Annotated in this window: 18 protein-coding genes, 2 tRNA genes and 3 rRNA genes; 7 read left to right on the forward strand and 16 right to left on the reverse strand. The window is 64.4% G+C overall.

Going from position 1 to position 25,373, the window contains the following annotated elements; genetic code table 11:
• Nucleotides 1-169: 169 nt before the first annotated feature.
• The gene (locus LPA45_RS25490; protein ID WP_317921833.1) at nt 170-1,639 is read right to left on the reverse strand and encodes a DegQ family serine endoprotease; all 1,470 of its coding nucleotides are present in this window, start codon (nt 1,637-1,639) and stop codon (nt 170-172) included.
• Between the two features lie 169 nt (nt 1,640-1,808).
• Between LPA45_RS25490 and LPA45_RS25495 the strand changes: the two genes are divergently transcribed.
• Nucleotides 1,809-2,297, forward strand: a complete 489-nt coding sequence (locus tag LPA45_RS25495) for a MarR family winged helix-turn-helix transcriptional regulator (protein WP_116318935.1) — start codon at nt 1,809-1,811, stop codon at nt 2,295-2,297.
• 34 nt (nt 2,298-2,331) lie between these two features.
• Nucleotides 2,332-2,754: an organic hydroperoxide resistance protein gene (locus LPA45_RS25500; protein ID WP_116318936.1), complete on the forward strand. Its 423-nt coding sequence runs from the start codon at nt 2,332-2,334 to the stop codon at nt 2,752-2,754.
• Between the two features lie 50 nt (nt 2,755-2,804).
• On the opposite strand, the gene LPA45_RS25505 is transcribed toward LPA45_RS25500, so the two are convergent.
• The 6 genes from LPA45_RS25505 to LPA45_RS25530 all read right to left on the reverse strand — a co-directional run bounded on the left by LPA45_RS25505 (nt 2,805) and on the right by LPA45_RS25530 (nt 8,396).
• A complete protein-coding gene (locus LPA45_RS25505; protein ID WP_317921834.1) occupies nt 2,805-3,074 on the reverse strand; it encodes a GIY-YIG nuclease family protein in 270 nt (89 codons plus the stop codon).
• A gap of 134 nt (nt 3,075-3,208) precedes the next feature.
• Nucleotides 3,209-3,322 (reverse strand): 5S ribosomal RNA (gene rrf / locus LPA45_RS25510).
• 127 nt (nt 3,323-3,449) lie between these two features.
• Nucleotides 3,450-6,330: ribosomal RNA gene (locus tag LPA45_RS25515) — 23S ribosomal RNA — on the reverse strand.
• Nucleotides 6,331-6,635: 305 nt separating this feature from the next.
• Nucleotides 6,636-6,711: transfer RNA gene (locus LPA45_RS25520), tRNA-Ala, on the reverse strand.
• A 12-nt stretch (nt 6,712-6,723) separates the two neighbouring features.
• Nucleotides 6,724-6,800, reverse strand: a tRNA-Ile gene (locus LPA45_RS25525).
• 62 nt (nt 6,801-6,862) lie between these two features.
• Nucleotides 6,863-8,396, reverse strand: a 16S ribosomal RNA gene (locus LPA45_RS25530).
• The 16S, 23S and 5S rRNA genes sit together here with 2 tRNA genes alongside, the layout of an rRNA operon.
• A 568-nt stretch (nt 8,397-8,964) precedes the next feature.
• Between LPA45_RS25530 and LPA45_RS25535 the strand changes: the two genes are divergently transcribed.
• The 3 genes from LPA45_RS25535 (at nt 8,965) to LPA45_RS25545 (ending at nt 11,575) form a co-directional block, all read left to right on the forward strand.
• Complete coding sequence (locus LPA45_RS25535; RefSeq protein WP_116323614.1) at nt 8,965-9,354, forward strand: OsmC family protein; 390 nt, start codon at nt 8,965-8,967, stop codon at nt 9,352-9,354.
• A gap of 397 nt (nt 9,355-9,751) precedes the next feature.
• Nucleotides 9,752-10,573: a hypothetical protein gene (locus LPA45_RS25540; protein WP_116323615.1), complete on the forward strand. Its 822-nt coding sequence runs from the start codon at nt 9,752-9,754 to the stop codon at nt 10,571-10,573.
• 261 nt (nt 10,574-10,834) lie between these two features.
• Entirely contained in the window at nt 10,835-11,575 is a 741-nt protein-coding gene (locus tag LPA45_RS25545) for a DUF3047 domain-containing protein (RefSeq protein ID WP_317925493.1), read from the forward strand.
• Here LPA45_RS25545 and LPA45_RS25550 read toward each other — a convergent pair.
• From LPA45_RS25550 to LPA45_RS25585, 8 genes are all read right to left on the reverse strand, one after another.
• The gene (locus tag LPA45_RS25550; RefSeq protein ID WP_317925491.1) at nt 11,572-12,333 is read right to left on the reverse strand and encodes a lipoate--protein ligase family protein; all 762 of its coding nucleotides are present in this window, start codon (nt 12,331-12,333) and stop codon (nt 11,572-11,574) included. The genes LPA45_RS25545 and LPA45_RS25550 overlap by 4 nt on opposite strands.
• 56 nt (nt 12,334-12,389) lie before the next feature.
• Nucleotides 12,390-12,731 (reverse strand): carboxymuconolactone decarboxylase family protein, encoded by a 342-nt coding sequence (locus LPA45_RS25555; RefSeq protein ID WP_116323618.1) that lies wholly within the window; start codon nt 12,729-12,731, stop codon nt 12,390-12,392.
• 75 nt (nt 12,732-12,806) lie between these two features.
• Entirely contained in the window at nt 12,807-13,931 is a 1,125-nt protein-coding gene (locus tag LPA45_RS25560; protein WP_317925488.1) for an acetoin dehydrogenase dihydrolipoyllysine-residue acetyltransferase subunit, read from the reverse strand.
• Nucleotides 13,931-14,947 carry an alpha-ketoacid dehydrogenase subunit beta gene (locus LPA45_RS25565; protein ID WP_116323620.1) on the reverse strand — a complete coding sequence of 339 codons (1,017 nt, stop codon included), beginning with the start codon at nt 14,945-14,947 and terminating at the stop codon, nt 13,931-13,933. Before LPA45_RS25565 ends, LPA45_RS25560 begins: the two co-directional genes overlap by 1 nt.
• Nucleotides 14,948-14,995: 48 nt before the next feature.
• Nucleotides 14,996-15,997: a thiamine pyrophosphate-dependent dehydrogenase E1 component subunit alpha gene (locus tag LPA45_RS25570; protein ID WP_116323621.1), complete on the reverse strand. Its 1,002-nt coding sequence runs from the start codon at nt 15,995-15,997 to the stop codon at nt 14,996-14,998.
• Between the two features lie 33 nt (nt 15,998-16,030).
• Nucleotides 16,031-17,104: an ATP-NAD kinase family protein gene (locus tag LPA45_RS25575; protein WP_116323622.1), complete on the reverse strand. Its 1,074-nt coding sequence runs from the start codon at nt 17,102-17,104 to the stop codon at nt 16,031-16,033.
• 184 nt (nt 17,105-17,288) lie between these two features.
• Nucleotides 17,289-19,301, reverse strand: coding sequence for a sigma-54-dependent Fis family transcriptional regulator (locus LPA45_RS25580; RefSeq protein WP_367395049.1), 2,013 nt, complete (start codon nt 19,299-19,301; stop codon nt 17,289-17,291).
• A 225-nt stretch (nt 19,302-19,526) separates the two neighbouring features.
• Nucleotides 19,527-20,567, reverse strand: coding sequence for an LLM class flavin-dependent oxidoreductase (locus LPA45_RS25585; RefSeq protein ID WP_116323624.1), 1,041 nt, complete (start codon nt 20,565-20,567; stop codon nt 19,527-19,529).
• A 260-nt stretch (nt 20,568-20,827) separates the two neighbouring features.
• Between LPA45_RS25585 and LPA45_RS25590 the strand changes: the two genes are divergently transcribed.
• The gene (locus LPA45_RS25590; protein WP_317921761.1) at nt 20,828-21,583 is read left to right on the forward strand and encodes an IclR family transcriptional regulator; all 756 of its coding nucleotides are present in this window, start codon (nt 20,828-20,830) and stop codon (nt 21,581-21,583) included.
• Between the two features lie 22 nt (nt 21,584-21,605).
• Here the strand turns inward: LPA45_RS25590 and LPA45_RS25595 are convergent, their stop codons facing one another.
• A complete protein-coding gene (locus tag LPA45_RS25595; protein ID WP_317921759.1) occupies nt 21,606-24,410 on the reverse strand; it encodes a hypothetical protein in 2,805 nt (934 codons plus the stop codon).
• A 179-nt stretch (nt 24,411-24,589) separates the two neighbouring features.
• Here LPA45_RS25595 and LPA45_RS25600 point away from each other — a divergent pair, with 179 nt between their 5' ends.
• Complete coding sequence (locus tag LPA45_RS25600; RefSeq protein ID WP_317921757.1) at nt 24,590-25,303, forward strand: IclR family transcriptional regulator; 714 nt, start codon at nt 24,590-24,592, stop codon at nt 25,301-25,303.
• Nucleotides 25,304-25,373: the final 70 nt, after the last annotated feature.

Here is a 25,373-nt window from a genome sequence, read left to right on the forward strand (position 1 = left end):
CGCAGTCGAGATAATACCTGTTGGCGCGCCTTCTGTAAGTAGTTGGTTGTTCGGAATGCCGCTTCCCATAAGGCTTAGCGGGCCGTATACCGGTCGAGGTATACGGCCCGCGTTTACGCAAAAGCCTTGTCTGTTAACGATTAGCGGGCAGTGCCCGCAGCGCTCGGTGTCAACCGATATCGAGCGGAATGAAGATGCGGGCATCGTCGCGCTGCACCAGCAGCGCTACCTGCTTGCCGGACTTTGCCACCAGCGATTTCAGCTGCTCGACCGAAGCAATCGGCGTGCCGTTGAGCGACAGGATCACGTCGCCGGGCTGGATGCCGACCCGCGCCGCGGGTCCGGTCACGTCTTCTACCACGAGGCCGCCTTCGATGCCGCTATCGCGCTTTTCCGCCGGCGACAGCGGACGCACTGCCAGCCCCAGCCGGCCGCTGGCCTCGTTGGCGCCGCCCTTCTGCGCCACCGCCCGGTCCCTGGCCGTGCCGATCTTCACCGACAAGGTCATCGGCTCGCCCTTGCGAATGATCTTCAGCGAGCTTTGCGTGCCGGGCTTCAGGTCGGCCACATGCTCGGGCAGGTCGCCCGAATGGTCGATCATGTCATTGCCCAGTTGCACGATCACATCGCCCGGCTTCAGGCCGGCGCGGGCAGCGGGACTGTCCGGTTCGACCGAGTTGACCAGCGCCCCGGTCGGCTTGGGCAAGCCGAAGGATTGCGCCAGCGCCTGGTTGACTTCCTGCACGCTGATGCCGAGGCGGCCGCGCGTGACCTTGCCGGTCGCCACCAGTTGCTGCTGCACCTTGGTGGCCACGTCGATCGGAATCGCGAACGACAGCCCTTGGTAGCCGCCTGTCTGGCTGTAGATCTGCGCGTTGATGCCGATCACCTCGCCACGCTGGTTAAACAGCGGGCCGCCTGAGTTGCCCGGGTTAACGGCCACGTCCGTCTGGATAAACGGCACGTAGGTGTCATCCGGCAGCGAGCGTGACTTGGCGCTGACGATGCCGGCAGTCACGGTATTCTCGAAGCCATACGGCGAACCGATGGCCAGCACCGGCTCGCCGACGCGTACCCGCGACGGGTCGCCCAGCCGAACCGTCGGCAGGTTTTTGGTATCGATGCGGATCACCGCCACATCGGTCTGCGGATCGGTGCCCAGCACCTTGGCCTTGAACTCGCGACGGTCAGTCAGCTTGACGGTCACCTCTTGCGCCCCGTCGACGACGTGCGCATTGGTCAGGATCAGCCCGTCGGGACTGACGATAAAGCCGGAGCCCAAACCGCGTACCAGTTGCTGCTGGCCACCTTGCGGGCCCTGGAACTGCGGGCCGAATCGCTTGAAAAACTGGAACAACGGATCGTCCGGATCGATTCCCGGCGGCATCTGCGCCGCAGTGCGCTGCGCGCGCGCGGTCACGCTGATATTGACCACGGCGGGCCCGTACTGGGCAACGATGCCGGAGAAGTCCCCCGGCGTGGCTATGGCGGCGGCCGGCTGCGTGGCCGCGACGGGCGCCGGCGTGGGGGCGGCATATCCGGGCGTGATGACTTCCTTCTGCAGATAGGCATACCCGCCGCCCAGGGCGGCGAGGGCGGCGATACCGACGGCCGTGCGAGCAATGGTCTGGCGAATCATGTCAGGTCCTTTCGTAGAAGATCTGGCGTCGGCACTTTGCGACGCGACGGGATCATGCTAGCGACCCAGACTTAAAACAGACTTAAGGTCTTGTGTGCCTCATTCGAAACTTTCATTGCGACTTCCTAATTTATATTGCGCACAATCTAATTGCGTATAAGATATAGCCATGGAACGCGACAATGACGCCACCCCGAATTGGCTGCTGCTCGATCGGCAACTATGCTTTGCTCTGTATTCGACATCGCTTGCGATGACCAAGCTGTACAAGCCCATGCTTGGTGAGCTTGGACTCACTTATCCGCAATATCTGGTGATGCTTGTATTGTGGGAGAGTGAAACGCTGACGGTATCGGATCTGGGCGCACGCCTTGCGCTGGATTCCGGCACCCTGACGCCGCTGCTGAAGCGCCTGGAAGCAGCCGGGCTGGTCACACGCAACCGTGACACCGGCGACGAGCGCCGGGTGCTGGTGGCGGTGACCGAGTCCGGCCTGGCTCTGCGCAAAACGGCCGAACGCATTCCCGAACAGATGTTGTGCGCGACGCAGTGCCCGATCGAAGAGATCCAGGCCCTGACGCAGCGCCTGCATGAACTGCGGTCCACGCTGGAATCAGCGCGTACCGATTTCCCACTGCCGCATGACGGCAAGCCTTGATAGTCCCCTGCGGACAACCAAACCGGAGCCTTAAATGAAACTCGAAAAAGTCGTTTATACCGCCAATGCCAAAGCCACCGGCGGCCGCGATGGCCGGGCCACGACCTCCGATGGCCAACTGGACGTCAAGCTGGCAGTGCCCAAGGAGATGGGTGGCGCCGGCAACGGACTGAACCCGGAACAGCTGTTTGCCGCCGGCTACTCGGCCTGCTTCCTGGGCGCAATCCGGTATGTGGCCGGCCAGCAAAAAATCAATGTGCCGGCAGACGCCTCGATCGAAGGCGCCGTTGGCATCGGACCGATCCCCCAAGGCTTCGGCATCCAGGTGGAACTGAAGATCTCGCTGCCTGGGTTCGAGCGCGAAGCGGCGGAGAAGCTGGTGGAACAGGCTCACCAGGTTTGCCCGTACTCGAATGCCACCCGCGGCAATATCGACGTGACGTTGACGGTAGTCTGAGGCGACGCGTCAGCCAAAACGGCCAGGATCGCATTTTGGTCCTGGCCGCTTTACTTTTCGCTCTCGTACTGCGCGCAAAAAGCACGCTTCTGCGCCGAACTCATTCGCTTGATCTCGATTTCCGCCTTCAGCGCTTCCGATTTGGTTTCAAAACGGAGCTGGGCCATGACCCGGATCGGCTTGCGCGAGCGGGTATATTTGGCGCCTTTTCCCGACAGATGCTGGGCGAAACGACGGGCAACGTCGGTCGTGATTCCGGTGTAGATGGAATCACCTGTGCATTCGAGCAAATAGAGATACCAGGCGTCGTCGGCTGACATGAAGAGAAAGATGCTAATCCAGCCCTGATGGTATTACGTCGATGCGAGGCACGAAAGGCCAAGCGGGTAATGCGGAAGCTCCAAAGCAAAAACCCCTCGCAGCACACGCTGTCGAGGGGTTTTGCACAATAAGAGCCTGGCGATGACCTACTTTCACACGGGTAATCCGCACTATCATCGGCGCGGAGTCGTTTCACGGACCTGTTCGGGATGGGAAGGGGTGGTTCCAACTCGCTATGGTCACCAGGCATAAGGGGGTGCAGCGCTGAGGTTGAGGCCAACGCTGCGAATCGGGATGTAGTCTTGGGTTGTGCGTATTGTGCCAACCGAGGGCACCGACACGATCACACACACCAGGTGAAACACACTGGTTATAGGATCAAGCCTTACGGGCAATTAGTACTGGTTAGCTTAACGCATTACTGCGCTTCCACACCCAGCCTATCAACGTCCTGGTCTCGAACGACCCTTCAAGGAGGTCAAGCCTCCAGGGAATCCTCATCTTCAGGCGAGTTTCCCGCTTAGATGCTTTCAGCGGTTATCTCTTCCGTACATAGCTACCCTGCGATGCCTCTGGCGAGACAACAGGTACACCAGCGGTACGTCCACTCCGGTCCTCTCGTACTAGGAGCAGCCCCCGTCAAGATTCCAACGCCCACGGCAGATAGGGACCAAACTGTCTCACGACGTTTTAAACCCAGCTCACGTACCTCTTTAAATGGCGAACAGCCATACCCTTGGGACCGGCTACAGCCCCAGGATGAGATGAGCCGACATCGAGGTGCCAAACACCGCCGTCGATATGAACTCTTGGGCGGTATCAGCCTGTTATCCCCAGAGTACCTTTTATCCGTTGAGCGATGGCCCTTCCATTCAGAACCACCGGATCACTATGTCCTGCTTTCGCACCTGCTCGACTTGTCGGTCTCGCAGTTAAGCACGCTTTTGCCATTGCACTTTAGGTACGATGTCCGACCGTACCAAGCGTACCTTCGAACTCCTCCGTTACACTTTGGGAGGAGACCGCCCCAGTCAAACTGCCTACCATGCACTGTCCCCGACCCGGATTCACGGGCCAAGGTTAGAACCTCAAACAAACCAGGGTGGTATTTCAAGGACGGCTCCACGTGAACTAGCGTCCACGCTTCAAAGCCTCCCACCTATCCTACACAGATCGGTTCAAAGTCCAATGCAAAGCTACAGTAAAGGTTCATGGGGTCTTTCCGTCTAGCCGCGGGGAGATTGCATCATCACAAACACTTCAACTTCGCTGAGTCTCGGGAGGAGACAGTGTGGCCATCGTTACGCCATTCGTGCAGGTCGGAACTTACCCGACAAGGAATTTCGCTACCTTAGGACCGTTATAGTTACGGCCGCCGTTTACCGGGACTTCAATCAAGAGCTTGCACCCCATCATTTAATCTTCCGGCACCGGGCAGGCGTCACACCCTATACGTCCACTTTCGTGTTTGCAGAGTGCTGTGTTTTTATTAAACAGTCGCAGCCACCATTTTATTGCAACCCCTTCACCCTTCTGGCGCAGGCCAGTCAAGCTACCAGGGCGTACCTTATCCCGAAGTTACGGTACCAATTTGCCGAGTTCCTTCTCCCGAGTTCTCTCAAGCGCCTTAGAATACTCATCTCGCCCACCTGTGTCGGTTTGCGGTACGGTCTCGTATGACTGAAGCTTAGAGGCTTTTCTTGGAACCACTTCCAATTGCTTCGCAGCACTAGGCCGCTCGCCCCACATCCTTGAATTCCGCGCCCGGATTTGCCTAAGCGCCTTCTCCAATGCAGGGACCGGGACTTCCAACACCCGGACAACCTTCCGCGATCCGTCCCCCCATCGCATCATACGACGGTGCAGGAATATTAACCTGCTTCCCATCAGCTACGCATCTCTGCCTCGCCTTAGGGGCCGACTCACCCTACGCCGATGAACGTTGCGTAGGAAACCTTGGGCTTACGGCGAGGGGGCCTTTCACCCCCTTTATCGCTACTCATGTCAGCATTCGCACTTCTGATACCTCCAGCATCCTTTACAAGACACCTTCACAGGCTTACAGAACGCTCTCCTACCACGCACATTGCTGTGCGTCCGCAGCTTCGGTATATAGCTTAGCCCCGTTACATCTTCCGCGCAGGACGACTCGATCAGTGAGCTATTACGCTTTCTTTAAAGGGTGGCTGCTTCTAAGCCAACCTCCTGACTGTTTTAGCCTTCCCACTTCGTTTCCCACTTAGCTATATTTGGGGACCTTAGCTGGCGGTCTGGGTTGTTTCCCTCTTGACACCGGACGTTAGCACCCGATGTCTGTCTCCCGTGATTGCACTCTTCGGTATTCGGAGTTTGCTATGGCGGGGTAATCAGCAATAGACCCCCCAACCATGACAGTGCTCTACCCCCGAAGGTGAGACACGAGGCACTACCTAAATAGTTTTCGGAGAGAACCAGCTATTTCCAGATTTGTTTAGCCTTTCACCCCTATCCACAGCTCATCCCCTAACTTTTCAACGTTAGTGGGTTCGGTCCTCCAGTACGTGTTACCGCACCTTCAACCTGGCCATGGATAGATCATCTGGTTTCGGGTCTACACCCAGCGACTCAACGCCCTGTTCGGACTCGCTTTCGCTACGCCTGCCCTAATCGGTTAAGCTTGCCACTGAATGTAAGTCGCTGACCCATTATACAAAAGGTACGCCGTCACCCGTTGCCAGGCTCCGACTGTTTGTATGCATGCGGTTTCAGGATCTATTTCACTCCCCTCCCGGGGTTCTTTTCGCCTTTCCCTCACGGTACTGGTTCACTATCGGTCGATCACGAGTATTTAGCCTTGGAGGATGGTCCCCCCATCTTCAGACAGGATTTCACGTGTCCCGCCCTACTTGTCGTACACCTAGTTCCACAACGCTGTTTTCGCATACAGGGCTATCACCTGCTACGGCCGGGCTTTCCATCCCGTTCTGCTAACAATGCTGCTAAAGAGTACAAGGCTGTTCCCATTTCGTTCGCCACTACTCTGGGAATCTCGGTTGATTTCTGTTCCTGCAGCTACTTAGATGTTTCAGTTCGCCGCGTTCGCTTCCCACACCTATGAATTCAGTGTGGGATGACCCATTCGGGCCGGGTTTCCCCATTCGGACATCTCCGGATCAAAGCTTGTTTGCCAGCTCCCCGAAGCTTTTCGCAGGCTACCGCGTCCTTCATCGCCTGTGATCGCCAAGGCATCCACCACATGCACTTGTTCGCTTGACCCTATAACAAGTGTGTCTCAAGCTTGCGCTCTATGACACCGCTCACTACAGGTTGAGTTCTCGCATTTGTGCCGTATTCCAAGTCATCTTTCGATCACTTAAATACATTTTGGTTGATACAATCACAACCCGGTATCGCGTTGGTACTGCAGCGTCTCATCAACGCTCGCGCGACACCTTTACTACATCCCATATTGTTAAAGAACAGCCGATCTTGCGATCGCTTGGCAATGCCAAATGCAAACGCTCAATCCTAAGCGCTTGCATTTGACCACCAATCCAAGGTAACCAGGCCCATCGAAGCGATGGTGGAGGATGACGGGATCGAACCGACGACCCCCTGCTTGCAAAGCAGGTGCTCTCCCAGCTGAGCTAATCCCCCGCATGGATAACTTGGTGGGTCTGGTAGGACTTGAACCTACGACCCCCGCCTTATCAAGACGGTGCTCTAACCACCTGAGCTACAGACCCTTGGCTGTAACAGCAAACAAACCGATAAGTGTGAACGCTAGGCTTGAGACACAAGCCTCTAGAAAGGAGGTGATCCAGCCGCACCTTCCGATACGGCTACCTTGTTACGACTTCACCCCAGTCATGAACCCTGCCGTGGTAATCGCCCTCCTTGCGGTTAGGCTAACTACTTCTGGCAAAACCCACTCCCATGGTGTGACGGGCGGTGTGTACAAGACCCGGGAACGTATTCACCGCGGCATGCTGATCCGCGATTACTAGCGATTCCAGCTTCACGTAGTCGAGTTGCAGACTACGATCCGGACTACGATGCGTTTTCTGGGATTAGCTCCCCCTCGCGGGTTGGCAACCCTCTGTACGCACCATTGTATGACGTGTGAAGCCCTACCCATAAGGGCCATGAGGACTTGACGTCATCCCCACCTTCCTCCGGTTTGTCACCGGCAGTCTCTCTAGAGTGCTCTTGCGTAGCAACTAGAGACAAGGGTTGCGCTCGTTGCGGGACTTAACCCAACATCTCACGACACGAGCTGACGACAGCCATGCAGCACCTGTGTCCACTTTCCCTTTCGGGCACCTGATGCATCTCTGCTTCGTTAGTGGCATGTCAAGGGTAGGTAAGGTTTTTCGCGTTGCATCGAATTAATCCACATCATCCACCGCTTGTGCGGGTCCCCGTCAATTCCTTTGAGTTTTAATCTTGCGACCGTACTCCCCAGGCGGTCAACTTCACGCGTTAGCTACGTTACTGAAGAAATGAATCCCCAACAACTAGTTGACATCGTTTAGGGCGTGGACTACCAGGGTATCTAATCCTGTTTGCTCCCCACGCTTTCGTGCATGAGCGTCAGTGACGTCCCAGGGGGCTGCCTTCGCCATCGGTATTCCTCCACATCTCTACGCATTTCACTGCTACACGTGGAATTCTACCCCCCTCTGACATACTCTAGCCTGACAGTCACAAGCGCCATTCCCAAGTTAAGCTCGGGGATTTCACGCCTGTCTTATCAAACCGCCTGCGCACGCTTTACGCCCAGTAATTCCGATTAACGCTCGCACCCTACGTATTACCGCGGCTGCTGGCACGTAGTTAGCCGGTGCTTATTCTTCCGGTACCGTCATCGACCCCGGGTATTAACCAGAGCCATTTCTTTCCGGACAAAAGTGCTTTACAACCCGAAGGCCTTCTTCACACACGCGGCATTGCTGGATCAGGGTTGCCCCCATTGTCCAAAATTCCCCACTGCTGCCTCCCGTAGGAGTCTGGGCCGTGTCTCAGTCCCAGTGTGGCTGATCGTCCTCTCAGACCAGCTACTGATCGTCGCCTTGGTAGGCTCTTACCCCACCAACTAGCTAATCAGACATCGGCCGCTCCTGTCGCGCGAGGCCGTTACCGGTCCCCCGCTTTCACCCTCAGGTCGTATGCGGTATTAGCTAATCTTTCGACTAGTTATCCCCCACGACAGGGCACGTTCCGATGTATTACTCACCCGTTCGCCACTCGCCACCAGGCCGAAGCCCGTGCTGCCGTTCGACTTGCATGTGTAAGGCATGCCGCCAGCGTTCAATCTGAGCCAGGATCAAACTCTTCAGTTCAATCTCTGTGTGGAAGCCTCGCGGCTCCCTCGCTCTTTCGAGCGGTCGCTCACTCTCAGAAAACTGACTGACCAGATCCGAAGACCCAGTCACGTTTTGCTGTGCGAGCACTGTATAACTTGTGAAGCAGCACCGTCCGAAGACAGTGGCGTCCGCTACCCAGCGCCCACACTTATCGGTTGTTTGTTTGTTAAAGAACTTCGCTTCCCGGCTTCGCCGTTCAGCGCGCTGCGTTGTCTGCAGCAGAGAAACGAGATTATGCAGAGCTTTCTTCGTTTCGTCAACCGTTTCAGCAAGCTTTTTTTGCTGCGGTCAGCGCTGCAAACTTCGCTGCGCCAACCTCCCGGTCGACCCCGCAACCCTTGCCAGTGCTGCTTTGCAGCGCCGCGTTGTGTTGCGAGGGGGCGAATATTAAGGGAGCGTGACAGGGTTGGCAAGCACTTTTTCGGAAAAGTCCGAAACCCCGGAAAAAGCGCCGCTTGCGCCGCTTCCAATGACATGCAATACGCTGTATAGAATGGGCTGCTCCGGCCCGCCGGGCCGCTTCCTTATTAGATGGGGACGACCGATGACTATCCAAGCGACCTGGCAGCCCAGCCAGGGCAACACCATCTGCCACCTGAGCAACGGCACCGCCAAATGGCAGGCCGACCTGGATGCCTCCGCCGGCGGTGATACCAGCAACCCGAGCCCGCACGACTTGCTCGACTCCGCGCTGGCCGCGTGCACGACCCTGACTCTGCAGCTCTATGCCAAGCGAAAGGGCTACGCCATAGCCAGCATCGACGTGTCGGTCGCCCATGAAGACGCCAACGGAACCTATACGCTGAAACGCGAGGTCAAGGTCAGCGGTGAACTGACGCCCCAGATCCTGGACGACCTGCTGCGGGTCGCCAACCGTTGCCCCGTACACAAGACGCTGTCCGGGCAGATCGCGATCGAGACGTCGATCGGCTAAGAAGCAACGGATTTCTGTTGTCGTCGCAAATGATAATCGTTACTATTTGAGTCCTCGGGTTCTGACACGACCTGAGTCAGCAAATGGGTTACCGGACACGCTTCGTGTCCGGTTTTTTCTTCCCGCTCGTCCCTGAACCAGGGCTGCTGACCCGCTCGCATGCATTGGCATGTCATCGTCCTGACGCCAGCCCCGAGCTACAGTGCAGGCTCAGGACCACGCCCCCCACCCGATCGAGGGGTGCCGCCGCCAGTGTGTTGGCTGTCCCACGAAGGTCCCGTCGTATTCAGGCTAATCCGGCACCGCGCGCTTTGTCTGCCATGCAGCCCCGGCTTACCATGAACGAAAAGCAAAACAAGAAAAACGTATCCAGAAGCGTCGCGCGCGGGGGGAATCCTTGACCAATTTCATCGAAGCATATTGCTCGCAGGTACGGCTTGCGGGCGCAACCGGTGTCATTGCCAGACCAGTCCTGGTCGCGCAAGACGGTACGTACGCCATGCACTACGTACCGTGCGAATACCTGAACCCGCAGGCGCAGCTGGTGCTGGTCAGCACCACCCCCGGCCATGCCCATGTGCGGCTGGCAGCGTCGGTTACCGAGGAGCTGATGCGCGACCACACGCCGGGCCGCGTGATCCAGCGCGAGAACAAGCGGCGGGTGGAGCTGGGCGGCAAGCTGGTTCGTCCGAACCTGATCCGCATGCTCGACCACTTCCGCGTACCCGAGCTGGTCGGCCTGCCGCATGCCGCGGCGCTATGGAACGACGGCTTCGAGCGGCTGCAGCCGCTGGCGTTGCTGCCGCATGCCACCACCCGGCGCGGGCTCGCGTTCGACGGCCCCTTTGAAGACTTGATGGCGGCACCCATGCTTCGCGAAGTCTTCGAAAACCAGTTTCTCGACGCCGTCCGGCAGATGCGCCCCGACGCGTTCTATATCGCGCTGGGCCGCACCGCCTGGGCCGGACTCCGGCATGCCGTCAGCCGGCGGCTGCTCGCGCGCGACCAGTTGCTGGGCATGATGCCCGTACCCGCTCGGGCCGGGAGCATGGTGCGCTATTTCCTGCGCGAACTGACTGCCAGCGACCTCTCGCCGAAGGATCCGGTGCGCCATCGCGTGGGATGGCTGGACGCCGCCCATGCCGAACTGGAGGCCAACGTCCGCAAGATCAAGGCGGCAGCGGAACCGGATTCGCGTGGCACCTACCTTATCGCGTAAGCGATCACTCGCCTGGCAGGTTGCGATGAATGCGCCCCACCAAAGTAGGGTCTTGCAGGGCCATATGGTGTCGATAACGTCTCTTGAGGAAACTGACCTCCTCGCATTCCCGATTGGCGGCCCCAACGTGGGCCGCAATTTTTTGCGCGGCCGGCGCGCGATTCGGCATGGCGATGGCATGGCGATTGGCACCGTGATTGGCACCGTGATAGGCACGAGCCTTGCATCACGCCCCGTGGCCATATTCCCTCCGGATCGACCATGATCGCCACGCCTGCCCTGCGCCTTGCCTTGTGTGCCGCGCTGCTGCTGCCGCAGCTTGCCGTGCAGGCCGCGGACGAACAGCCCGGACTTTCGGTGTCCGCGCGCAAACCGGGTGCAGCGCTGCCAGACGGCTGGAAAAATTTACCGGTGGCCAACGGCAAGGCGCAGACCAGCTATCAGCTGGTGGCCGATGGCCGTGCCACCGTGCTGCAGGCCGACGCCGAACACTCCGCCTCGGCGCTGATGCACTCGGGGGATGTCAATCTCTCCCGCACACCCGTGGTGGCGTGGCGCTGGAAGGCGCAAGGCCCGATTCCCGGCGCCGACAACAGCGACAGCGCGCATGAGGATGCGCCCGCCCGGCTGGTGTTTTTCTTCGAGGGCGACATGAGCAAGCTCTCGCTCGGGGATCGCGCGACGATGCAGATGGCCAAGCGCCTCGGCGGTGAAGAGCTGCCCTACGCCACGTTGATGTATGTGTGGTCCGACAGCGCCGAGCCGGGCAGCGTCATCCCGAACCCGCATAGCGGCCGCGTGCAGATGATCGTCGTCTCCGGCGCGCAAGGCGATGCCGGCAAATGGCAAAGCCTGCGCCGCAATGTGGTGCAGGACTACCAACGCGTGTTCCATGAGCAACCGGGCCCGCTCAAGGCGTACGGCATCTTGACCGACACCGACAACACCCAGGGCACCGCCCGCGCCTGGTATGGCGACATCCGCTTCCTGCCTGCCAACTAGGCCGGCGGCGGCGTCTGCGCGGCGCTGTGCCGCAGTGCCTGCGAAACCTGCGCCATCAGTTCGGCCCCGTCGGCGGGAACGTGTCCCTGCGCCAGCAGCGCCTCGCGCACGCTGACCACCTTGCGGGGATCATAGCGGCGCCCGCTGTCGATCGCCGCCTCGAAAGCATTGGCGCGCGCGTTGATCTGCTCCGGGTCAGCGCTCACCAGCAGCACCGCATGGGCCAGCACCAGGTGCCGCTGGCCATCCGCAGACTGCGTCGCCGCCGGCGCGCGCCGCCAGTACTGCGCGGTGCCGGCGATCTTGCGCGCCGCCTCCGGCGGCCCCCACGCCAGGTTGAAGCGGCCGTCGCAGAACGACCCGGCCACCGCCTGCCAATGGGTCGGCACGCCGAGCGCCTGCAGCCCCTTGCCGATGACCTCGCACAGGTGCAGGTAGACCGCATCGCTGAGCGCACCGGGCGGCTGGCCCACGGTATAGGCCAGGCTCAGGTTGAGGATGCCCGGGCCTTGCGGCACCAGTCCCCCGCCCGACATGCGCAGGAACACGGGGCAGCCTTGCCGCGCGAACTCGGCGCGCGCGGCCTCGAAGCCGGCATGCCGCTGGTAGGTACGCGGCACCACCAGCGACAGCGGCGCTTCCCACAGTTGCGCGACCTGCCGGCCCTGCGCGGCGAACTCGAGCAGCGCCAGCTCTTCCTGCAGCGGATCCGCATGCTGCGGTCCGGCAGGCGCGGGTTCGACGATCACAAAAGGCATGGCGCGGCAGCGGCCGGTGGGCCGCTCAATAAACGATAGGGCCGAGTCTAGCAAGGCTAGCCGTTGAGCGCATCGAAATAGGCCAGCGCCTTCGACGCATACATGGCGCCCGGACCACCGCCCATCTCGATATTGAGCGCCAGCACTTCGCCCAGCTGCTCGCGCGCGGCGCCGTGCCGCAGCGCTTGCGCCGTGTGGAACAGCACGCAGTCGTCGCAGCCTTTCTGCACGGCCAGCGCGACCGCGACCAGCTCCTTGATGGCTGCGGGCAGGCTGCCTTCCTGCGTGGCGGCCTTCATCAGGCCCTGGAATGCGCTCATCGCGGCGGGCTGGGCGTGCGCGAGCGCGCCGAACTGCTTGTTGATCTGGGCGAGGCGGGTCTTCAGTTCTGTGCTCATGGAAACGGTCGTCGTGTTTCGGTGGAAGGAAAGCTCACGCGGGCGGCAGCGCATGCCGCCGCCCGCGCCGCGGCATCAGCCGCCGAGGTGCTGCCGGAGCAGCGCGTTGAAGTCGTTGGCCTTCTCCATCTGGCTCATATGGCCGGCATCGGCAAAGACCTTGACGGTAGCGTCAGGCGGCGCCGCCTCGGCATGCCCTGCCGGGATGATGCGGTCCTGTCCGCCCCACACCACCAGCACGCGCTTGCCGCTGTCGGCCAGACGTTGGCCGGGCTGCTCCTTCTGCCTGCCGCCGCCGAACAGGTCCTGCCCGAGCGCGGTCAGTGCTTCGGTCACGCCGTCCAGCCGCTTGTAGCGCAGCAGGTCGTCCAGCATCTGCCGGCTGACCAGCCCGGCATCCGCAAACAGCAGTTCAATGACCGGCTTCAGTTCGCGCCGCGACTGCGCATTGACGAAGCCCTCGGTATAGCCGCTGTTGACCGCTTCGCCGAAGCCCACCGGCGACACCAGCGCCACCGACAGCACCCGCTGGGGCGCGTCCACGGCAAGCTGCGCCGCCACGCCGCCGCCCATCGAATGGCCGACCACGTGCGCCGCTTCGAGACCGGTCTCGTCCATGAAGCGCGCTACAAAGCCGGCCATCTGCGCCAGCGTCGTGCCCGCGAGCCGCGGCGACGACTGTCCATGGCCGGGAAGGTCCAGTGCCACGACCGTGTACGCGTCGGCGAGAGGATCGAGGTTGAACAGCCAGTTGTCCAGGTCACCGCCAAAGCCGTGGATGAAGAGCACCGCCTCGGCGCCGCTGCCCTTGCGGGCGTAGCGGACGCGGACGCCGTCCACGTCGGCAAACTGGTACGCGGCTGCGGCGTCTTCCTCGTCGCCGTCGTCCGCGGGCGCTTCATAAGCCGATACATACGCGTCGATATCCGCATCGCTCACCTCCGCCGGAGCCAGCACGCCAAGCAGCGCCTTGACCGGCAGCATGTCGCCGGCCTGCGCCACCTTGCGGCGCAGCGTGCCGGCGTCCGGCGCCTCCACCGCATTGGCGATCTTGTCGGTTTCCACATCGAGGATCGGCATGCCCACGGTAATCTCGGTGCCCTCGTCGACGAGCCAGGCATTGACCGTGCCTTCCTTCATCGACAGGCCCCATTTGGGCATCACGATCGGGGTGATGGTGGGGGATTGTGCCGTTGCCATCAGTGCTTGCCTCCCTTCACGGTCTTGCGCGCGGCGGCAGCGATCTGCGCGGCGCTGGGGATATACAGGTCTTCCAGCGTGGGCGAGAACGGCACCGGCGTATGCGGCGGGCATACCATCTCGATGCCTGCCTTGAGCGCGCCGAAGGCCTGCTGCGCGACCTGCGCGGAGATATCGGTGGCGATGTTGCAGCGCGGGCTGGCTTCATCAACGACCACCAGGCGGCCGGTGTTCTCGACCGATTCCAGCACCGTGTCCATGTCCAGCGGCGACAGCGTGCGCAGGTCGATCACTTCCGCTTCGATGCCTTCCCTGGCGAGCGTGGCCGCCGCTTCCAGCGCGCGGTGCACCATCAGCCCGTAGCTGACGATCGACACGTCCTTGCCGTCGCGCACGATATTGGCCTCGCCGAACGGGATCGCGTAGGCGCCCTCCGGAACCTCGCCTTCCAGCCCGTACAGGTTCTTGTGCTCGCAGAAGATCACCGGGTCGTTGTCGCGGATCGCCTGGATCAGCAGGCCCTTGGTGTCGTATGGCGTCGACGGGCACACCACCTTGAGCCCGGGGATATGCGTGAACAGCGGCGTCAGCATCTGGCTGTGCTGCGCGGCGGCGCGGAAGCCAGCGCCGACCATGGCGCGGATCACCACCGGGGTTTCGGCCTTGCCGCCGAACATGTAGCGGAACTTGGCCGCCTGGTTGAAGATCTGGTCGAAGCAGACGCCCATGAAGTCGATGAACATCAGCTCGGCGATCGGACGCATGCCGCACGCCGCGGCGCCGATGGCCGCGCCCACGTAGGCCGATTCGGACAGCGGCGTATCGAGCAGGCGGTCGCCATGCTTGGCGTACAGTCCCTTGGTCACGCCCAGCACGCCGCCCCAGGCGTCCTTCTCGCCATCCGCGCCGGCGCCGCCAACGATGTCTTCGCCCAGCATGATGACGCTGGGGTCGCGGGTCATTTCCTGGTCGATCGCCTCGTTGATCGCCAGCTTGATGCTCAGTTTGCGAGCCATGTTTGTCTCCTGATAGTTCGGTTAGCCGTCTTGTTGGCGAGAGGCGGATCAGTAGCTGACGTAGACGTCGGTGAGCAGGTCCTCCGGCCCGGGCAGCGGCGCGGCCTTGGCTTCCTGCACGGCGTGATCGATCAGCGCGGCGACTTCGCGGTCGATGGTGTCGAGTTCCTCGCGCGCGACCACGCCGGCCTGCGTCACGGTGCGGGCGAACAGCTTCAGGCAGTCCTTGTTGGCGCGGATATCGTCGAGCTCGCCGGCGGCACGATAGGTCTGCGCATCGCCCTCGAAGTGGCCGTAGAAGCGAACCATCTTGCATTCGAGCAGCGACGGGCCGCCGCCTTCGCGCGCGCGGCGGATGACTTCGCCGGCGGCCTCGTGCACGGCAAAGAAATCGGTGCCGTCCACGGTCACGCCCGGAATGCCGAAGCCGGCGGCGCGGTCTACATAGCTGTCCACGGCCGTGCCATATTCGCGCGAGGTCGACTCGGCATAGCCGTTGTTCTCGATCACGAAGATCACCGGCAGGTTCCACACCGCGGCCAGGTTCAGGCTTTCCAGGAAGGTGCCCTGGTTGGAAGCGCCGTCGCCGCAGAAGGTGATGCCGACCTCGCCCTTGCCGCGGAACTTGGCCGCCAGCGCTGCGCCGCAGATCAGCGGCGCGCCCGCGCCCAGGATGCCGTTGGCGCCCATCATGCCCTTGGACAGGTCGGCGATATGCATCGAGCCGCCCTTGCCGTTGCAAGAGCCGCCCTTCTTGCCATAGATCTCCATCATCATCGCCACCGGATCCACACCCTTGGCAATGCAGTGGCCATGGCCGCGGTGCGTGCTGGCAATGCGGTCGCCATCGTTCAGGTGGTGCAGGATGCCGACGCCCGCGGCTTCTTCACCTGCATACAGGTGGACGAAGCCCGGGATGTCGCCCCGCGCGAAGTCCACGTGCAGGCGCTCCTCGAAATCGCGGATGGTGCGCATCTTCCGGTACACCGTCAGCAGCGTCTCCTTGTCGAGCGGCAGCGCGCCGGGATCCTTCGAAGCTCTGGCTGTCATGTCTGTCTCCTTCGTTCTATCAAGGTTTGCACTTCAGGAAAGGCAGGTAAGCAACGGGTTGCTGCTGCGCATCAGCCGATGCTGCGCGGCATAGCGCATGCAGCCCGCCACGTCGATGCTGCGAAAAGCGTGTTCATGCAGGGTCACGGTGACTTCGTCGTCAGGGCCGAACGCCAGCTCGCGTTCGCCGTCGAGCGCGACGATGCCGCTGCGCTGGCGCACGCGGTGCGGGCGGCCGTGTTCAAGGCGCTCCCAGCCGGCCACCGGCACCGTGCACAGCAGTCCCGGCGCGATCGGTGCGCGCAGGTCGAATTCGCCTTCGCCCGGCGCGGCCAGCTCGATCGCCAGGCCGCCGGGATCGCGCCGGCCGAGCGGTTCGAGCAGGCCGGCGATGGCTGACAGGCCGATGGCCTGCGGATCGGCGAACGACACATAGACCGCGGCGAGCGTGTCGGTCTTCCACAAGGCGCGCGCGCCGATGAAGTGTTCGTGCGAGATCACCGCATCCACCAGCGCGATGTCGCGGCGAAAGCCGCCGTCGCCGTCGCGGATGACGATGTCGAGCCGCTTGTTGGAGGCAAGCGCGTGCTTGTCGGGAACGCGCCCGGTGGCGTAGAGGCCGGTGGCGAGGCCGGTGATGGTCGGCTCGCGCATCTCGGGGTAGGCGTTGTTGGTGCCGGTCGACAGGCCGGCGATCGGAACGCCGCCACATTCGCGCACCACCGCGCGATGCGTGCCGTCACCCCCGAGCACGATGATCGCGGCCACGCCGGCGTCGGCCATGCAGCGCGCGGCGTGCAGCGTGTCGTCGACGCGTGCGGTCACGGGCATGTCGAGGTATTCGACGGCGGGCAGGTCGGAGTCGGGGCCTTGGCGACGCGCCAGGTGCCGCGCCAGCATGACGCGCAACCCTTCGCGGTCCGGCATCATCAGCACGCGGCCCACGCCGCATGACGCCAGCGCGGCCAGCAGGCGCAGCACGATATTGACGCGATCGGCCAGCTGCAGGCTATTGGCGTTGGCGATCACGCGGCGGATATCGCGCGCGGAAATCGGGTTGGCGATGATACCGACCAGTGGCGTGCCGGCGCCGGCTGCGTGCCCCATTGCCTGTCTCCTGTTGTGATTGTGGTGACAGGCAAATTGCAATGGCTGTGCCAGTGCGCGCAGGGCAAAAAATGCGCAAAAACCAAGGGATTACCCGCAGCGGAAAGGCAAAGCGGAGCGCTGCGATGTGACAGGTGTCACAGCACAGGTGTACAGCGGGTGGACAGCCGTATCGCGAGCCCGCTCAGTGGGCGGGCTTGCCGCCCTCGTCGTCGGCCCCGTCGCGCCGGTTAGGCGACTGGATGCCGTAACGTTCCATGCGACGGTACAGGGTCATGCGGCTGATGCCGATCTGGCGCGCAACCGCGCTCAGGTTCCAGCCGGAAGCGCGCAGGTACTGCATCAGCAGCATGCCTTCGGGCGGCAGCTGGTGCGGGTCGAATGGCGCGGCGGCGCTGTCGCCGGCAACCGGCGCAGCTTGCGGGGGTGCAGCGGGAATGGCCGCGGTCCCGAGGCCGTCGGGCAGGTCCTGCTCATCGATATAGCCGCCGGCGCAGACGGCGCGCGCGTATTCCAGCACGTTGCGCAGCTCGCGCAGGTTGCCCGGCCAGCGATGGCGATGCAGCCGCTCGCGTGCCGCCGGCGACAACGTCACGGCCTGGCCGGCGCCTTCCTGCAGCAGCTTGGCCATCAGCCAGTCGAGGTCGCTGCGTGCGCGCAGTGGCGGCAGTTCGAAACGGGCGCCATTGAGGCGGTAGAAGAGGTCCTCGCGGAAGCGGCCTTCGGCGACCAGTTGCTCCAGGCCGTGGTGCGTCGCGGAGATGACGCGCAGCCGCACTGGCACGGGCCTTGCGGCGCCGACCGGCAGCACCTCGCCCTCGGCCAGCACGCGCAGCAGCCGCGACTGCAGCTCGCGCGGCATGTCGCCGATCTCGTCCAGGAACAGCGTGCCGCCGTCGGCTTCCTGGATCAGCCCGCGCTTGCCGCGCGGGCCGGCGCCGGAGAAGCTGTTGGGCAGGTGGCCGAACAGCTCGCTCTCGATCAGCGTTTCCGGGATCGCCGCGCAGTTCACCGCGATGAACGGGCCGCTGCGGCGCGAGCTGGCCTGGTGCAGGGCCTTGGCGAAGAACTCCTTGCCGCTGCCGGTCTCGCCGTGGATCAGCAGGTTGATCGGCGAATCGACCAGTCGCGCGGCGCGCTGCAGTTGCTGCTGCAGCGCGATATCGCCGCCGGTCAGTGCGGCCAGCGCGTCGGGCATGGCCACCGGCGCTTCCTTCGCCGGTGCCTGCCAGCGCAGCGCGGGCGGCATCACGCTCAGGTACAGCAGCCCGCCGCTGCGGTTCAGCGCCACCAGCCGCTGTTCGCTGGGCCGGGAGTAGACATAGTTGCCCAGCTCTTCCAGCCGGGCGCCGAACAGTGCCTCGAACCGCTGGCCGAGCACGGTGGCGCCGGCCGCGCCGCCCAGCTCGCTCTCCAGCATCAGCCGGGCGCGGTGGTTGTGGCCGACAATGCGGCCGGCCTCGTCCAGCGCCAGCAGGTATTCGGGGTTGACGTCGACGAACTCCGGCGCGACGTTCAGCTTCAGGATCCAGTCGCGCCGGTGCGCGCGCAGGAAGTTGGCGTTCTCGATATGGGCGGCATAGATGCGCACCAGCTGCAACGCCAGCCCCTGGCTGTCCTTGGCATGCGGCGAGGTCAGCGCGGAGATGTCGAGGATGGCGTGCAGGTTGCCGTGCGTGTCGAACAGCGGCGCGGCGGTGCAGGTCAGCGGGATATGGGTCGCGTCGAAATGGTCGGCCTGGTGCACGGTGAGGGCTTGCCCGGTGACCAGCGCCGTCCCCACTGCACAGGTGCCGGCGCCGCTTTCGCTCCATTCCGCGCCGAGATAGAGGCCGGCGTGCCGCAGCGCGGCATCGGTGCGCGCATCGCCGATATAGTCGACCGTCACGCCCTGCGCATCGGTCAGCAGCACCACGTACCCCAGCGCCGCCACCTGGCCGTACAGGCTCTGCAGGCCGTGGCGTGCGATGCGCGCGAAATCGTCGATGCGTTCCTGGTGTTCGCGCAGCCGCGGCTGCGGCAAAATGCGCGCTTCCTGCATGCGCGAAGGATCGAGCCCGTACTGGTGCACGCAGCGCCGCCATGAGTTCTGGATGATGGCGTCGTGCGCGATCCGGTCCGCCAGCACGGCGGGCGGGGCTAGGTATGTGGTGGCCTGGACCACCGTCTCGATGTGCTCGCGTTGCCGCAGGTCCATCGCTGTCTCCTGGTCGTCGCTGCCGTCGGCCCCGGGAGTCTCTCTGAGGGGGCGGTGGATCGGGCGGACTGTGCGGGCGCGTGCCTGGGTGGCCGCGCCTCTGTCTGGTCTCGGCCTTCTAATGTATCCGAGCGCATCGGCGGGATGCAAACCAGAATGGCAGACAGGAGTCACGAGACGGCGGCAAGCGCACGCCGCAAGTGCGGCGTGCGCCATACCGGATGCTCAGAGTGCGGCGTTGGCCTTGAGGCTGCGTGCCGCGCCTGCGGCGATGTCGAAGGAGCGCAGCCGCGCCTGGTGGTCATAGATCTGGCCGGTCAGCATCAGTTCGTCCGGCTGCAGGTCATCGACAAAGCGCTGCATGCCGGCGCGCACCGACTCCGGATCGCCCACCACCGAGCACGCCAGCGAGCGGCGGATATGGTCGGCCTCGCTCTCGGTCCACAGCGACTCGATGTCGTCCACCGGCGGGCGCAGCTGCCCCGGCGTGCCGCGCACCAGCGCCAGGAACTGCTGCTGCAGCGAGCTGAACAGGCGGCGCGCCTCGTCGGCGCTGTCTGCGGCGAAGACGTTGAAGCCGAGCATCACGTACGGGCGATCCAGCGTTCCAGAGGGCCGGAAGGTGCGGCGGTAAAGATCGAGCGCCTGGCGCATGAAGCCCGGCGCGAAGTGCGAGGCAAATGCGAACGGCAGGCCCATCGCCGCGGCCAGCTGCGCGCTGAACAGGCTTGAGCCCAGCAGCCAGATCGGCACCTTCAGGCCGGCACCGGGCACGGCACGCAGGCGTTGGCCGGGGCGCACGTCATCGAAATACGCCTGCAGCTCTTCCACGTCCTGCGGGAAGGTATCGGCGCTGTCGCTGGTCAGATGGCGGCGCAACGCGCGCGCGGTGGCCTGGTCGGTGCCGGGGGCGCGGCCCAGGCCCAGGTCGATGCGGCCCGGATACAGCGAGGCCAGCGTGCCGAACTGCTCGGCGATCACCAGCGGCGAATGGTTGGGCAGCATCACGCCGCCGGAGCCGACGCGGATGGTCTGCGTGCCGTTGGCGACATAGCCGATCAGCACCGCGGTGGCTGCGCTGGCGATGCCGGGCATGTTGTGGTGCTCGGCCAGCCAGTAGCGGTGGTAGCCCAGTTGCTCGGCATGGCGCGCCAGGTCGAGTGAATTGCGCATGGCCTGGCCGGCGTCGCTGCCCTGCGGAATGGGAGCCAGGTCCAGCACCGAGTAAGCGATGCCGGTGGCGGTGGGGAGAGAGTCGCGATTCATGTTGTCGTTGGCGGGCGGCGTACGCCACACGTGCGCAGTCCCGCGGCAATGCGGATGGATCGCTATGTTAGTGAGCCCGCGCGGATCGTGCTGGCGACGGATTCGCGGCCCTGCGGGCGGCGTGGGTATCTGCCGATGCGGGGCAATGCGGGCCGATGCGGGCCGATCGGGCCGACGCGGGCCAATGCAGCCTCCGGGCGGAAAGATTGAGCCGCGCGCCGCTTGCCCGTACCATTCAGCCCGATGCGAAGGAACGATCGATGACTCTCAAGACACTGGACGGCGCGCTGGCCCTGCTGACCCACTTCACCGTGCGCCAGCCCACCTGGGGCGTGCGCGAACTGGCCAAGCACAGCGGCGTGCACTACGCCGTGGTGCACCGCGTGCTGGCGACCTTTGCCGCCAATGGCTTCCTGGTGCAGGACGCGGCTACCGGCAAGTATTCGCTGGGGCTGCGGCTGTTCGAGCTGGGACAAGTGCTGCGCAAGAGCTTCTCGCCGGACGAGATCGTCCGCCCGGTACTCGAGAAACTGGCCGCGCAAAGCGGCGAGACCGTGTTCCTGTCGTGGCTCGACGGCCATGAAGGCCTGTGCGTGGGGCTGGTGCAGAGCCAGCACCAGCTGCGTTTCTCGATCGAGCTGGGCGAGCGCTTTCCGCTGTACGCGGGGGCGCATGCCAAGGCGATGCTCGCCTTCCAGGACGATGCCTTCCGCGACGAAGTCTATCGCCAGGGCATGGCGCGCATGGGCCCGCACAGCACGCTGGACCGCGAGCGCACCGAGCACCAGCTGGCCGAGGTGCGCGAACGCGGCTGGGCCCATACGCGCGAGGAAGCCGCGGCCAGCGTGGCCGGGCTGGCGCTGCCCCTGTGGTCGCGCGACCGCAGCGCGGTGGTGGGCTCGGTGGCGATTGCCGGGCCGCAGCAGCGCCTGGATGAGGCCGCCGTGCCGCGGCTGCTGGAGGCATTGCGCGACGCCAGCGGCCGGTTGGAGGACGTGATCGGCTTCGTGCGCTGACGCCGACGTTCAGGCCACCCGATCACGCCAGCAGCGCCTTGCCCACTTCGCCGCCCAGCACGCGCTGGCCGATCGCATGCCCCAGCGCGCGATAGCTTTCCCATTGCGCTTCATCGAAGAACTGGTCGCCGGTGCCTTCCTGCGGAAAGGCCGGGTGCGTGGCGCCATAGTGCCGCACGTCTGCCGGCGCCCATGACACCAGCCGCGGCTTGAGCAGCACGATGCGGCAGACCCGCGCGCGCGGCGCCGCGCATGCCGGGCCGGTGCGGTACACGTTGAGCAGCACCGCGCATTTGTCGGCGTCCGGGTCGCTGGCCGCCCCGCCCGGCAGGAAATCGTCCGGCACGCCGAAGACGCGGCTCAGCACCGGGTGCGTGGTGGCGGCCCCAATATCGACCACGATCTCCAGGCCATGGTCGATGCGCGCTATGCGGATCAGGTTGGCGAGGTCGCCGAAGCGATAGTCCGGGTCGCCGCCACAGTCGCACAGCACGATCAGCGCTACGTCCCGGCCCGGACGCAGCAGCTCGTAGACACCGGTGTTGTCGAAATGCCCGCCGTCCGACAGGTACTGCCAGCCGCGCCGCGTGCCGTGGAAGCGGGCGCTCAGCTCGCACCCCAGGTAGTACTGCGTGCGAAACATGCCGGCGGCCAGCCATGGATGCGTGGCGCGTTCGGGATGGCGCCACTGCTTGCCCTCGCGCCCGCCCTGGCGCGCGTACGTCGCCGGATACGAGGGCCACCACGTGCCCAGCCGCAGGTTGGCCAGGCCCAGCAGCAGCGAGGTGCCGAGCGTGGTGGCGCGGCCCAGCCCCGTTGACACCGCCGCCCCCGAGATGGCGATCCAGTCCCCTACCGTGAGCGATTGCGCCAGCTTGCCCGATGCAGGCCATGACGCGTCCGGGCAGCATTGCCAGCCATCGATGGTGAAGCGCGCATAGGCATCCGGCGCGAAGGTGGTCGCGGCGCCCGGCTGGGCTACGCTGGCGCCGGGCGCCAGGCACAGCGGCTTGCCTTTGCGGTCGCGCTGTACCAGTTGCTCGGCCGGATCGACGGTCAGGTTCAGCGTCACGTTGATCAGGTGCAGCGGCGCCAGCACGCGCGGATCGTAGTAGGCATTGAGGCTGAGCTGGTCGCCGGGCACGGGCTCCGCCACGCTGAAGCGCGCGCGCCGGCGGCGGTCCGCGACCGGATCGGGATCGGGCGCGGCAAAGCGCTCGCCATTGGACGCGCCCAGGTAGGCACGCGTGAGCCGAGCCGCGTAGAAAGGCTGCAGCGTGGAAAGGTTCAGGAAGCCGGTAAAGCGGCCGGCGACAAGCGCCAGCACCAGCGCCACGACCGTCAGCGTGGCCAGCGCCGGGCCGGTGTGGGCCGTGCCGTACACCAGCCAGTCGACCGGCTCGCGGCCGTCCCAGCGCACCCACAGCACCAGCCACGACCACAACACGAACAGCAGCAGCGCCAGCACCGCCGCGGCCGCGCCCGCCAGCAGCGAGACCGGCAGCCGCGCGTACAGCGCGCGCCAGGGCGTATCGGCGCTGCCCTTGCGGCCTTCGTCGAGCCAGCCCGCACCGTAGCGCACCAGCCAGACCAGCGCGCCCAACACGCCCAGTACGCTCGCGGGCAGCGCCGCACCCCACGGAGGGTGCGCGGCATGGGCATACAGGTAGGCGGTTCGCGCGGCGGTATCGGCCACGCCCAATGCCGCGAGCCACAGCGTGAGCGTGACCGCCGTGCGCAACGCACGCGTGGCGCGCACGCGGTAGCCGGCCACGGTGCGCGGTTCGCCCTGCCGCATCACCAGGCAACTCAGCACGCCCAGCCACGTCAGCACGCCCAGCGCGGCAAATAGCTGCGCCGAGACCAGCTCGGCGCCAAGCCATTCCGACCAGCGCGCAGCGGCCAGCAACAGCAGCCCCAGCAGCGTTGCCACCATCGGCGCAGGGCTGAAAAAGCGCGCTGGCGCCTGCGGGTCGCTGGCGCGCGGATTGACCAGCCAGTACGCCACGCCGGGCGGCACCCCGCCGATCACCGCGGTGGCCAGCGGCAGCCACAGCCAGGGGCTCCACCAGATCGCGCACTCGCCCTGGTTGAAAGCCTGCCGCGCGTCGTGCAGCAAGTCCATTTCATAGCGTCCGAACCCGTACCAGGCTCCCGCGGCGCCATGCAGCAGCAGCGCCAGCAGGGACAGCAACACCAGCAGCGCGCTGCCGATCACGAAATGCATGGCCAGCCAGTTGCGCACCACCAGCGCGGCGGCATAGAGGTTGTCGCCCGCGCCGGTAGGCGACAGGTAGCGCCCGTTCTCGCGCAGCCACGCGACCGCGCCGCGGCCGGGATCGGCGGCATAGGAGACCGAGGTGTGGATGCGCCCGGGCGGCTCGCATTGCAGGGTGTGGTAGGCGTCTGCCGCGGCCTGGACCGGGCCGGTGCCGCGGCCCAGGCGCCCCGGCACGAACAGGCTGACGAAGAAGACCCCGAGGTAGCCGCCGCCGCTGACGGTGGACAGGTAGTCGAATTGCGCCAGCAGCGAGGCCAGCCCGGGCACGGTCTGCGCCGCCGCGGCGGTACTGGCTGCGGGAGTGGGGGGAGCCCCGGTGTCCGCGGGGTTGGCTGCGGTGGTGGCTGCGGTGTTGGCCGGCATGTCGGTGCCCGCCATCGCCTGCATCACGCCCAGGCAGAACGTGGCACTGCGGATGCCGCCGCCGGAAAGCGCCAGCGCCCAGTTGCGCTGGCCGTCATGCGTGCGCGGTGCGATGCCGAGCTGGCGGCGGCGATGCGCGATGCGGGCCGCTTCGTCGCCGGATCCGTGGTCTTCCGCAGCCATGGGCGCCTCCCCCTAGCAGTCGGTCTGCGCCAAGTATAGGCGGCGGCGCATGGCCGATATTCGCCCAGAGCCCGGATACGACTGCGTGTTAACCCTGATTGTTACGGGTCAGGCCGAGGCCTAGCATTTCTCTGTATCAGAGACGTTGTCTCTTAAATAGAGACACAAAGCAGTCAGTCATGCTCAAGACCCTGGATGGCGCCCTGGCGCTGCTCACCCATTTCACCGCTCGCCAGCCCAGTTGGGGCGTGCGCGAGCTGGCGCGCGAAAGCGGCGTGCACCACGCCGTCGTGCATCGCGTACTCGCCACATTTGCCGCCAACGGCTTCCTGACGCAGGACGTCGCCGGCCGCTATGGGCTTGGCCTGCGCTGGTTTGAGCTGGGGCAAGTGATGCGCAAGACGTTTTCGCCGGCAGAGGTGGTCCAGCCCGCGCTGGAGGCGCTGGCGCAGGAGAGCGGCGAAACCGTGTTCCTGTCCTGGCTGGACGGTCACGAAGGCCTGTGCACGGACATCGCCCAGAGCCAGCACCAGCTGCGCTTTTCAATCGAGGTGGGCCAGCGCTTCACGCTGGACGCCGGCGCGCATGCCAAGGCGATCCTGGCATTCCAGCCGGAAGCATTCCGGCGCCAGCTCATCGGCGACGCGCCTGAACTGGCCGCGCAACTGGCCCAGGTCCGCGCCGACGGCTTTGCCTATACCTGCCAGGAATCCGCGGCCACGGTGGCCGGGCTGGCATTGCCGCTGCACCACCGCGAGACCCAGGCGGTGGTGGGATCCCTCGCCATCGCCGGCCCGTTGCAGCGGCTGACGCGCGAGGCCGTGCCGCGGCTGCTGGAAGCGCTGCGCGCGGCAAGGAAGACGATCGGCCCGGTGGCGGGCTTCATGCGATAGGGGGCGATAGGAGGTCGGGATCGCCGGCCAACGCAATCGCGCACACACGACACACAAAACCAGACAACAC

The organism is Cupriavidus sp. Agwp_2 (genome assembly GCF_040784895.1).
GTDB lineage: Bacteria > Pseudomonadota > Gammaproteobacteria > Burkholderiales > Burkholderiaceae > Cupriavidus.